The 10,638-nt window shown below is 73.1% G+C and carries 12 protein-coding genes; 6 read left to right on the top strand and 6 right to left on the bottom strand.

The window, feature by feature from the left end; genetic code table 11:
- Window positions 1-93 precede the first annotated feature (93 nt).
- Both C3486_RS24540 and C3486_RS24545 read left to right on the top strand, forming a co-directional pair.
- Window positions 94-723, top strand: coding sequence for a TetR/AcrR family transcriptional regulator (locus tag C3486_RS24540; protein ID WP_103834928.1), 630 nt, complete (start codon window positions 94-96; stop codon window positions 721-723).
- Window positions 724-838: 115 nt separating this feature from the next.
- Window positions 839-1,480, top strand: a complete 642-nt coding sequence (locus C3486_RS24545; RefSeq protein ID WP_103834929.1) for a LysE family translocator — start codon at window positions 839-841, stop codon at window positions 1,478-1,480.
- A gap of 67 nt (window positions 1,481-1,547) precedes the next feature.
- Here the strand turns inward: C3486_RS24545 and C3486_RS24550 are convergent, their stop codons facing one another.
- Window positions 1,548-1,826 (bottom strand): DUF6355 family natural product biosynthesis protein, encoded by a 279-nt coding sequence (locus C3486_RS24550; RefSeq protein ID WP_103834930.1) that lies wholly within the window; start codon window positions 1,824-1,826, stop codon window positions 1,548-1,550.
- Between the two features lie 314 nt (window positions 1,827-2,140).
- On the opposite strand from C3486_RS24550, the gene C3486_RS24555 reads away from it, so the two are divergent.
- Complete coding sequence (locus C3486_RS24555; RefSeq protein ID WP_258052975.1) at window positions 2,141-3,175, top strand: alpha/beta fold hydrolase; 1,035 nt, start codon at window positions 2,141-2,143, stop codon at window positions 3,173-3,175.
- Between the two features lie 155 nt (window positions 3,176-3,330).
- Here C3486_RS24555 and C3486_RS24560 read toward each other — a convergent pair whose 3' ends face one another.
- From C3486_RS24560 to C3486_RS24570, 3 genes are all read right to left on the bottom strand, one after another.
- Complete coding sequence (locus tag C3486_RS24560; RefSeq protein ID WP_103834932.1) at window positions 3,331-4,146, bottom strand: SDR family oxidoreductase; 816 nt, start codon at window positions 4,144-4,146, stop codon at window positions 3,331-3,333.
- A 141-nt stretch (window positions 4,147-4,287) separates the two neighbouring features.
- On the bottom strand, window positions 4,288-4,713 hold the full coding sequence (locus C3486_RS24565) for a DUF2267 domain-containing protein (protein WP_103834933.1): 426 nt from the start codon (window positions 4,711-4,713) through the stop codon (window positions 4,288-4,290).
- A 61-nt stretch (window positions 4,714-4,774) separates the two neighbouring features.
- A complete protein-coding gene (locus C3486_RS24570; RefSeq protein WP_103834934.1) occupies window positions 4,775-5,185 on the bottom strand; it encodes an SRPBCC family protein in 411 nt (136 codons plus the stop codon).
- A 497-nt stretch (window positions 5,186-5,682) separates the two neighbouring features.
- Between C3486_RS24570 and gntA the strand changes: the two genes are divergently transcribed.
- The 3 genes from gntA to C3486_RS24585 all read left to right on the top strand — a co-directional run bounded on the left by gntA (window position 5,683) and on the right by C3486_RS24585 (window position 9,576).
- Window positions 5,683-6,387: a guanitoxin biosynthesis heme-dependent pre-guanitoxin N-hydroxylase GntA gene (gene gntA / locus C3486_RS24575; protein ID WP_103834935.1), complete on the top strand. Its 705-nt coding sequence runs from the start codon at window positions 5,683-5,685 to the stop codon at window positions 6,385-6,387.
- A gap of 124 nt (window positions 6,388-6,511) precedes the next feature.
- Window positions 6,512-8,146 carry an adenosine deaminase gene (locus tag C3486_RS24580; RefSeq protein ID WP_258052976.1) on the top strand — a complete coding sequence of 545 codons (1,635 nt, stop codon included), beginning with the start codon at window positions 6,512-6,514 and terminating at the stop codon, window positions 8,144-8,146.
- Between the two features lie 77 nt (window positions 8,147-8,223).
- Window positions 8,224-9,576 carry a cytochrome P450 gene (locus tag C3486_RS24585; protein ID WP_103834936.1) on the top strand — a complete coding sequence of 451 codons (1,353 nt, stop codon included), beginning with the start codon at window positions 8,224-8,226 and terminating at the stop codon, window positions 9,574-9,576.
- A 10-nt stretch (window positions 9,577-9,586) separates the two neighbouring features.
- On the opposite strand, the gene C3486_RS37435 is transcribed toward C3486_RS24585, so the two are convergent.
- Together C3486_RS37435 and C3486_RS24590 are read right to left on the bottom strand one after the other, a co-directional pair.
- Complete coding sequence (locus C3486_RS37435) at window positions 9,587-9,745, bottom strand: hypothetical protein (protein WP_181138675.1); 159 nt, start codon at window positions 9,743-9,745, stop codon at window positions 9,587-9,589.
- A 139-nt stretch (window positions 9,746-9,884) separates the two neighbouring features.
- Window positions 9,885-10,638, bottom strand: a 754-nt coding sequence (locus C3486_RS24590) for a cytochrome c oxidase assembly protein (RefSeq protein WP_103834942.1), incomplete at its 5' end; no start/stop codon positions are given.

The following is a 10,638-nucleotide window of genomic DNA, read 5'->3' on the forward strand; positions in this document are numbered from 1 at the left end:
GCGTATCATCAAAAACGGCCGGGCCGGACAGGCGGAACCGGCCGACCCCACCCGCGGGAGACCGGCCGACGGACCGAGAACGGAGCAGTGCCCATGCCCAAACGCGTGGACCACGACGTACGCCGCGCCGAGATCGCCGACGCGCTCGTACGGGTCGCGGGGCGGCGCGGCCTGCACGCCGTCGGCATGCGCGACGTCGCGGCGGAGGCCGGGGTGTCCCTGCGCCTGGTGCAGTACTACTTCGAGACCAAGGAGAAGCTGCTGCTGCACGGACTGCAGCACCTGGTCGACGGCTTCGGCGAGCGGGTCGCCGCCCGGGTACGGGCAGCAGGGGAGGTCCCGGGACCGCGCGCCACGGTCGAGGCGCTGCTCAAGGCGTCGCTGCCGACCGACGCGGAGAGCCGCACGTTCCACCTGCTCTACACCTCGTACGCGGTACTGGCCGTGACCGACGAGGCGCTGGCAGCGCAGCCGTTCATGAAGAACCCGGACGCCGCCGAGGACACCCTGACGGGCCTGCTCGAACAGGCACGGGACGCGGGGCTCGCGCGCCGCGACCTGGACGCGCGGGCGGAGGCGATCGGCCTGCTCGCCATGGCCGCCGGGCTCGGCACCAGCGTCCTCGTCGGTCAGCGGCCCCCCGAGTCCGCCGTCGCCGTCCTCGACCACCACCTGAACCGGATCTTCGGCCCGGCGGGGGAGGGCCAGCGGGCCGGCGGCTGACCGGGCACGGCGTGAACGGAGACCGGGCCGGACCGGGGTGCCCGTCCCGCGCCGGGACGGCGCTGACCGGATGGCGTCCCTACCCCTCCGGGGTCGGCGCTGGTTTCATGAACCCATGCTCTCCACCGACCGGTTGCTCGCCTTCGCTCTCATGTCGCTGCTGCTGATCGTGGTGCCCGGGCCCAGCGTGCTCTTCGTCATCGGACGGGCGCTGGCGCACGGCCGCCGGGCCGCCCTGACCACGGTCGTGGGCAACACCCTCGGCGCGTACCTGCTCGTCGTGGCCGTGGCGTTCGGGATCGGCGCCGTCGTGGAACGCTCGGTCCTGGTCTTCACGGCGCTGAAGCTCGCGGGCGCCGCGTACCTGGTGTACCTCGGCGTCAAGGCGGTCCGGCAACGCCGGTCGCTGCAGGCCGCGTTCGCCGCCGAAGGGGACGCGGCGCACGGCGGGCTGCGCACGCTGTGGGAGGGGTTCGCTGTCGGCATCGCCAACCCGAAGACCATCGTGTTCTTCGCCGCCGTCCTGCCGCAGTTCGTGGACCGCGGGCAGGGGCACGTCACGGTGCAGATGCTGCTGCTCGGACTGGTCTTCAACGTCATCGCGGTGGCGTCCGACAGCCTCTGGGGGCTGGGCGCCGCCGCGGCGCGCAGCTGGTTCGCCCGCTCGCCGCGCAGGCTCGCCGCGGTCGGCGGCGCCGGCGGCCTCGCCATGATCGGCCTCGGCTTCACCGTTGCCACGACCGGCCGCGCTGACTAGCCGGGGGGACGAGCGGGGGCGGTCCGCGACATGTGCGCGGACCGCCCCCGCCTTCGGTACGGCCGGTTCAGCAGGTGCGGCCGACGTAATGGGCGCCGTCGATCTCGTCCGCGGAGCCGAGCCAGGTCACGCCCGGGACCACGCACCGCTCGTAGTTCGGCCCCCACACCTCCACCTCGATGACCACGTGCGAGCCGTCGCTCGTGCAGTGGTTGTAGAACGCGTCGCTGGACGTCTTGTAGAACCCGCAGGGATCGGCGGCGGCGCCGGGCGCGGCCGCGACGGTCATGCCGAGGACGAGGGCCAGGGCGCCGAGGGCGCCGGTCAGGGAACGGCGAACGCTCATGGGGAACTCCTTCTCCGAGGTTCCTGTGCCGAGCGGCAGGCGGCTCGGGCTTGCGCCGAGCGTTGCGCCATCCGTGTGGTGATGTCAGCCGGTCTCGCCCGGACGAGTGAGGCGAACCATCAGATCGTGCACAGCTATTCGTCATATCGCCGGCCGGGTGGGCGGACTCCCGTGACGTACCTGCCCGCGCCGCCAACAGGCCACCGCGAGCGGGCATTTCAACGGAGGCGAAACGCTCCGGTAACGGTGCCGGGGCGCGACAGCTCCTACGCTCGTACCCGGACCCTGCCGGCCTGCCTGGGGAAGGTGCGCCCGTGGCCATCGGACCGCGTCCGCCCCGTGCGGGGCGGCTGCCCGCCGCCGACGACGACGTGGAACTGCGCTACCACGTCGTGCACGGATACCGCCGTGCCTACCGCTACGCGGGCCGGGGACCCGCGCTCGTCCTCATCCACGGCATCGGGGACTCGTCCGCCACCTGGGCCGGCGTCCTCCCGGCCCTGGCCAGGAACTACACGGTCATCGCCCCCGACCTGCTCGGCCACGGCGCCTCGGACAAGCCGCGCGCCGACTACTCCGTCGCCGCCTACGCCAACGGCATCCGCGACCTGCTCGGCGTGCTCGGCATCGACCGGGCCACCCTGATCGGGCACTCGCTCGGCGGCGGCGTGGCCATGCAGTTCGCGTACCAGTTCCCCGAACGCACCGAACGCCTGGTGCTGGTCAGCGCGGGCGGCGTCGGCCGCGAGGTGACGCCCGTCCTGCGGCTCGTCTCGATGCCGGTGGTGGCCGCGCTGCTCTCCGTACTGGGCCTGCCCGGCATGCGCTGCCAGACCCGCCTGGTCCTCGGGCTGCTCAAGCGCCTCGGCACGGACCTCGGCCAGGACGAACCGACCCTGCTGCGGCTGGTCGACGCGCTCCCGGACGGCGCGTCCCGCAGCGCCTTCGTCCGCAGCCTGCGCGCCGTGGTCGACTGGCGCGGCCAGGTCATCACCATGCTGGACCGCTGCTACCTGGCGGAAGGCATGCCGACCCTGCTCCTCTGGGGCTCGCGGGACGGCGTGATACCCGTACGGCACGCCCACCGCGCGCACGCCGCCATGCCGGGCAGCCGGCTGGAGATCTTCGAGGGCGCCGGCCACTTCCCGTACACCGCCGACCCGGCCCGTTTCCTGGCCGTGGTGGAGCACTTCCTCGCCACGACCCGGCCGGCCGACTGGAGCCCGGAACGGTGGCGCGCGCTGCTCAGGGCGGGTCGCCCCGGCAGCGCGGTGGGACAGCCGGACGACGCCCGCAACCGCGCCGTGGAACGCGAGCTGCAGAGCGAGAGCGAACGCAGCGCCACGTGAGGCGCCGGGACGCGCATGTACGCCGCCGCGGCGCGCCACGTGATCGCCGCCTTCGCCGCCCGGCTGCCCGTGCGCCCGCTGAGCGCCGCAGTCGTCGTCCGGCTGCCGGGCGGCGTACGGGGGAGCGCCGCGCCGTGCGCAGGCGCTCCGCGGCGTCAGGGGCGGCGCCAGCTGTCGTCCTGGAGGTGCGAGCCGGCCATGGGCCCCATGCGGAGCATGCCGCCGTCCACGGCCCAGGACGCGCCCGTGACGTACCCGGCGTCCGGACCGGCGAGGAAGGCGATCACGGCGGCCACCTCGCGGGCGTCGCCCGGCCTGCCGAGCGGCACGCCGGGCCGGCTCTTGGCCGTCACGTCCTCGTCCTCCTGGCCGGTCATGGGCGTGGCGATCTCGCCGGGCGCCACGGCGTTCACACGGATGCCGTGCTCGGCCAGCTCCAGGGCCATGACCTGCGTCAGCAGGCCCAGCCCGCCCTTGGCGGCGCAGTACGGCGCAGCGCCGACCCGGGGCTGGTGCTCGTGCACGCTGGTGACGTTCACGATCCGGCCGCCGTCGCCCTGCTCGATCATGCGCCGGGCCGCCACCTGGGAGCAGAGGAACGGGCCGGTGAGGTCGGTGTCGACCACCTCGCGGAAGGTGTCGAGGCCGATGTCGAGGAACGGCGTTGCGGTGCCGGTGCCGGCGTTGTTGACCAGCACGTCGAGCCGGCCCAGCCGCCCGGCGAGCCGGTCGACGACGCCGGCGGCCGCGGGCAGGTCGGTGAGGTCGAGCCGGGCGGTCTCCGCCCGGCGGCCCGTGCCGCGTACCTCCTCGGCCGTCGCCTCGGCCCCGGCCCGGTCGGTGTGCCAGGTGATGCCGATGTCCATGCCCTGCTCGGCGAGCCGGACGGCGGTGGCGCGCCCGATGCCGGAGTCGGCGCCGGTGATCACGGCGACGGGAGCGGTCCGGGCGGATGTGGTCTGCGCGGTCAACGCGGTCCTCCTGACGTGCAGCGGAAGCGGCTTCTGACGGGCGCGGCCCCACGTGGCGGGCCCGTACGTGAGCGGGCCGTACGTGGGGGCCCGTACGCGGACGGCCCCTGCGCGGTCGAGGGCCCCGCGCGGCCAGCGGCCCTACTCCGGGTCCTCCGTCCGGCTCGCGGGCAGCAGCTCCCGGATGTCGGGCGGCAGGACGCTGCCGAGCTTCCCGGCCAGCTCGGGGGAGAGGGCCGCGTCGAGGACCTCGAAGACCGCACTGGCCTCCCGCAGCGCGGCGTCCTCCGAAACCCCGCCGCGCCAGGCGATCCGCGCGGCGAACGTGGTCAGGTCGAACCGCTCCGCCGTGTGCCGCTCCTCCTGGCCGCCCTCGTGCGTGGCGACCACCCGCCGGACGTGCTCCCCGATCTCCGGCGGGAGCTGGGCGGCCAGATGCCCGGCGAGACCGTCCGGCACCCGCTCCGCCAGCGTCTCCAGGGTCGCCCGCACCGCGCGCTCCGCCGCCCCGCGGTCGGGGAGCGCGGCTCCTGCCTGTACCAGCCGCAGGAACTCGTCGTGCTGCATGCTCAGTCACCTCTCGGTCGCGGCGCCGCACACCGGGTGCGCGCCGGTCGTGCTGCTGCTCTCACCCCGCGTCGTCGACCCGGAGCCGCACCTGCTCCGCCAGCCGCTCCAGGCTTCGGTCCAGGGCCGTGTGCACGGCCTGCTCGCCCGGGTCGTGGTCCTCGTCGAAGAACGACAGGTGGATGGTCACCTCGCTGGCCCCGCTGCCGATGCCGGACACCTGCAGCCACCCCGCGTAGCTGCCGTTCTCCCGGGTGCCCCACTCCACCCGCTGCTGGTCCTTCTCCGCCCGGAACAGCGCGGACTCGTCCTCGCCGGTGCGGTCCTCGTGCACCGTGACGGCCGGGAGCTCCTCCTCCCGTACGTGCAGCTCGTCCGGCAGCCAGGCGTCGAGCCGCGACACATCGCTCACCTGGTCGAAGACGTGCTCGGGCAGTGCCGGCATCGTGCGCGCACGCTCGTACTCGGTCATGCCGCACCCTCCTCTCGGTTGTCGGTACGGATCGCTTCCACGGGTTCCACGGAACTCCGCCGCGGAACGTCCCGGCGGAAACTCCGCCACGCACACGCCCGCGGAACCTCCTGCACCGAACGCCTGCCCCGTGGCACCGGCCGGCGGCGCACAACCACCCATTTGCACGGCATGGCAGGGCATGCCGCCCAATGTCCCGGCACCGCACGCCCGTCCCCGCCCCGGCGACGATCCGCTCACCGTCCGTGAAAAGCCGTGGTCGTCCCGAGATGTGAGCGATTCGTCGCTATTAATTTCCGCACGGATTTTCAAAGAGCGGCCTCGGGCCGTCACAATCACTCAGCGACCCTTCCCCGTTCTCCAGCGGACTCGGTCCTGCCCGCACGCGGTGACGACCGCAGCGGTTCCGGGAGCCGCCGGTACGGGGTGGGCGCTTTCGCACGCACGGAGGAGCGATCTCCCTTCGAGGAGGCACGTAATTGGAAGGAAGGCTGGCCATGACGGCGGATGCGCGTGGCGAGGTCGAGGCGTTCATACTGGGTGAGCGCTTCGCCTGTCTGGCAGGCCGTTCGGCCTGGCGGCGAGGCGGTATCACCCACCGGCACTACGACCGGATGGGAACCGAGGAAGCCGCCCGGCTGATGGCGTACGACCTCTCGGAATTCGTCGCCGGGGCGGACTGGAGCGCCCGGACGTTCACCAGTTTCATCGCGACCTTCGAGGAACCCCGCGGGGTCGACGAACTGCGCTTCGAGGAACTGCTCTGGCAGCAGCTGCAGCTGCTGCACGAACAGGACGCGGAAAGCCATCGCTGGGCCGAGGGCTATTCGTCCGATCCGCAGTCCGGCGAGTTCGCGTTCTCCGTGGCCGGCCATCCCTTCTTCGTGATCGGTCTGCACGAGACACACCGCCGCTATGGCCGCCGGCCGCCCTTCCCCATGCTGGCCTTCAATTCCCACGAGCAGTTCGCCAGCATCAAGAGCGCCGGCATGTGGGACCGCCTCGCGGACAAGATCCGCAAGCAGGACATCAAGCTGCAGGGCGACATCAATCCCAATCTGTACGAGTACGAGCAGCTTTCCGAAGCCCGCCGCTACTCGGGGCGCCCCAAGCCCGCCGACTGGCAGTGCCCCTTCGCCGCCCGGGAAACCACCCGGGAACGCAGCGAGGAGCGCGAGCTGACCACCGTCTCGGCGGTCTGACGCCTCCCGGTACGGCACGGCCACGGACCCGCCCCGGCGCCCGTGGCTGTGCCGACCGGGTGGCCCGTGGCCGATACCGGCCTGTCCGGGCGCACCCCGCAGCCCGGAGCCCCGACAATGCAGCGTGATCTTCGGTAACCGGCTCCGCAGGAGCGCCCCCGCACCCCGTCGCCGCCCCGGCCCGCGCACCGCCCGCACCGTCCCGGCCCTCCTGGGCGCCGCCCTGCTCGGCGCCGCGGCCGTGCCGCCCGCGACGGACGCCACCGCGGCCCCGCGGCCCACCGCCCGCGCCACCACCCCCGCCGAACAGCGCGTCGACGCCTACCTCGACAGCATCCGGAACCGGCCGAGCGAGCTGCGCGCCTTCATGCGGGCCCTGCCCAAGGGCGGCGACCTGCACAACCACCTCTCCGGCGCGGCCTCCACCGAACTGCTCGTCCGGCTCGCCGCACAGGACGGCCTCTGCATCGACCGGAAGACCGACACGGCCCGCCCGGCACCCTGCGGCCCGGGCACCCGGCCCGCCGCCGACACCCGCACCGACCCCGCCTTCCGGCAGCACCTCATCCGTGCCTGGTCCATGCAGGACCTGCCGCCCGGCGAGTCAGGACACGACCACTTCTTCGCCGCCTTCGGCAAGTTCGGGGAGGTCACCAAGCGGCACACCGGAGAGCTGCTGGCCGACGTCACCGCCACCGCCGCCAGGAACCACCAGTCGTACCTCGAGACCATGGTCTCCCCGGCCGGCACCGAAGCCCGCAAGCTCGCCGCCGACGTCGGCTACGACCCCGACCTCTCCCGCCTGCACGCCCGGCTCGTCGCCGGCGGCAAGCTCGACCGCGCCGTACGCCACGCCCAGCGGGAGGCCGACAAGGCGACCGCCGACTACCGCCGCGCCGCGCACTGCGACACCGGCCACCCCGAGCCCGCCTGCCGCGTCACCTTCCGGTTCATCTCCCAGGCCACCCGGTCCGCCGCACCCGAGCAGGTCTTCACCCAGCTCGCGCTCGGCATGCGGCTCGCCGAACGCGACCCCCGGTTCGTCGCCGTCAACCTCGTCGCCCCCGAGGACGGCGCCACGGCCCTGCGCGACTACCGCCTCCACATGCGGATGCTCGACCACCTGCACGGCGTCTACCCCAAGGCCCACATCACCCTGCACGCCGGCGAACTCACCCCCGGCCTGGTCAAACCCGCCGACCTGCGCTTCCACATCCGCGAAGCCGTGCACACCGGCCACGCCGAGCGCATCGGCCACGGCGTGGACCTGGCACACGAGGACGGCGCCGACGACCTGCTGCGCACCATGGCCCGCGAGGGCATCGCACTGGAATCACCGCTGACCAGCAACGCCCAGATCCTCGGCGTCGAAGGCGACGACCACCCCTTCCCGCGCTACCGCCGGGCAGGCGTACCCGTCACGCTCGCCACCGACGACCCCGGCATCTCGCGCACCGACATCAGCCACGAGTACCAGCGCGCCGCCACCACCTACCGGCTCAGCTACCACGAGCTGAAGGACCTCGCCCGCACCTCCCTGGCGGAAGCCTTCCTCCCGGGCCCCGGCCGCCATGACCGCGCCACCGGCCCGTCGGCCGCCACCGCGCCCCGCACCGGCCTGAAGGCCCGCCTCCAGGAGCGCCTGGAAGCCGCCTTCACCCGATTCGAGCAGCACGTACTGCACAAGAACGAGCGAGTACTGCACAAGAAGGAGCGCGTCCCGCACAAGAAGGAGCGCGTACTCCACGAGAGGGGCTGACACCTGGGACAGTGGGCCCGACGCCGGCCCCGGCCCCCGTCCGCCCGCACACGGCCCGCTCGTCCCCGGGAGCACCCATGCCCGTGTCCACCGTCCCCCTCAGGCCCGTCCCCGGACCCCGCGGCCTGCCCCTGCTCGGCAACCTCCCCGCCTTCGGGCGGGACCCCCTCGGCTTCCTCGTACGGCTGCGGGACGAGTTCGGGGACGCGGTGACCTGGTCCCTCGGGCGGAAACGCAGCCTCTTCCTCTGCCACCCCACGCACATCGCGGAATTCCTCGCCGCCCGCGAGCGCACCTTCGAGCTGCTGGAGATCGGCTGGGCCTTCCAACAGGTCACCGGCGAGAGCCTGCTCCTCAGCAAGGGCGCCGACTGGCGCCGCAAACGCTCCCTCGTCCAGCCCACCGTCCGCCCCCGCCAGGTCCGCGCCTACGCCGCCGCCATGGTCGAATGCGCACGCGCCGCCGCCGACGACTGGCAGGACGGCGACCGCATCGACGTACGCGGCCAGATGGCACGGATCACGCAGCGCATCGTGCTGCGCACCCTCTTCGGCAACGACCTGGGGGAGCGGACCCGCGCGCTCGGCGAGGCGATGGCCGTCGCCGAACACGGCATCGGCGCCGAACTGCGGAACATGAGCCTCTTCCTGCCCGGCTGGGTCCGCACCCCCGGGAGGCGCCGCCTCCTCCGGGCCGTCGCCACCATCGACGCCGAGATCCACCGCCTCATCCGCGACCGGCAGCGGCAGGGCGACACCGAGGACCGCGACGACCTGCTGAGCCGCCTCCTCGCGGCCCGCGACGAAGAGGGCCGGCCGCTCACCGCCAAGGAAGTACGCGACGAGGCCGCCACCCTCTGGGCCGCCGGCCACGAGACCACCTCCACAGCCCTGACCTGGACCTGGTACCTGCTCTCCCACGCCCCCGAGGCCCGCGAGCGCCTCACCGCCGAGCTCGAACGGGTCCTCGACGGCCGCCCGCCCACCATCGACGACTACGACCGCCTCCCGTGGACCCGGCAGATCATCAAGGAAGCCCTCCGGCTCTACCCGCCCGCCTGGCTCATCCCCGCCGTCGCCCGCGACGGCGCCACCCTCGCCGGCACCCCCATCCCGCCCGGCACCATCGTCTGGTGCAGCCAGTGGACCACCCACCGCGACCCGCGATGGTTCCCCGAACCCACCCGCTTCCGCCCCGAACGCTGGGACCCCGACGCCCCGGACCCCGTACCGGACCACGCCTGGTACCCCTTCGGCGGCGGCCAGCGCACCTGCATCGGCGCCCGCTTCGCGCAGGTCGAGGCCGCACTGCTGCTCGCCACCCTCGCCCAGCACTGCCACCTGGACGTCGCACCCGCCGACCCCAACCCGCGCGTCGGCCTGCTCCTCCAGCCCGCCGCAGCCCTGCACGCCACCGTGCGGCGCACCTGACCCGGCCGGGTCACCACCGCCGGGCGGTCACCACACCCAGCGTCACCAGCGCCAGCACCACCCACGCGAACCACAGCCAGCCGCTGCTGCCCAGCGCCACCGTGTAGGCCGTGGCCAGGACCAGCCCGCCCACCGTGCACCCCGCCATTGCCTTGGCCGATCCGGGCATGTGGACCTCCCTCACGGCGGCCCCGTACGTGGATATGCCACGGGCCGCGACCTTGGGAACATGTTCCCCGGCCGCGGCCCGTACCGCCAGCTTTCGCCGGATTCCGCCGCGCTCACCCGGTCCGCGACCGGGCGCGGCCTCAGCCCTGGCTGCCCTGGCCCCGCGCGTTGAGCGACGCCAGGTACGCGTTGTACGCCGCCAGCTCCTTGTCACCGTCCCGGTCCGCCGCCCGGTCCTTGCGCACCGACTGCCGCTTCTCCGTCGTGTACCACTGGAAGACCAGCGCGATCAGCACCAGCACCGAGGGGATCTCACTGAACGCCCAGGCGATGCCGCCCGCCGCCTGCTGGTCCGACAGCGCGTTCACCCCCAGCGACGCCGGCGGGTTCTCGAACGTCCTGACCATCGTCTCCGACGCCATCATCAGCGCGATGCCGAAGAACGCGTGGAACGGCATCCCCGCGAACAGCTCCAGCATCCGCATCACGTAACCCGGCCGGTGCGGACCCGGGTCCACCCCCATGATCGGCCAGAAGAACACCAGGCCGACCGCGAGGAAGTGCACCATCATCGCGATGTGCCCCGCCCGCGACTCCATCAGGAAGTCGAACAGCGGCGTGAAGTACAGCACGTACAGGCTCGCGATGAACAGCGGAATCGTGAACGCGGGATGCGTGATGATCCGCATGTACCGGCTGTGCAGCAGCGCCACCAGCAGCTCGCGCGGCCCCTTGCGGCCGCGGCCCGCCGTCGGCAGCGCCCGCAGCGTCAGCGTCACCGGCGCCCCGAGCAGCAGCAGGATCGGCGACAGCATGCTGATCACCATGTGCTGCACCATGTGCACGCTGAACATCACCATGCCGTAGTCGTTCAGCTTGGTGCACATCACCAGC

Origin of the sequence: Streptomyces sp. Ru73 (genome assembly GCF_002920575.1) — a bacterium.
Lineage (GTDB): Bacteria > Actinomycetota > Actinomycetes > Streptomycetales > Streptomycetaceae > Streptomyces.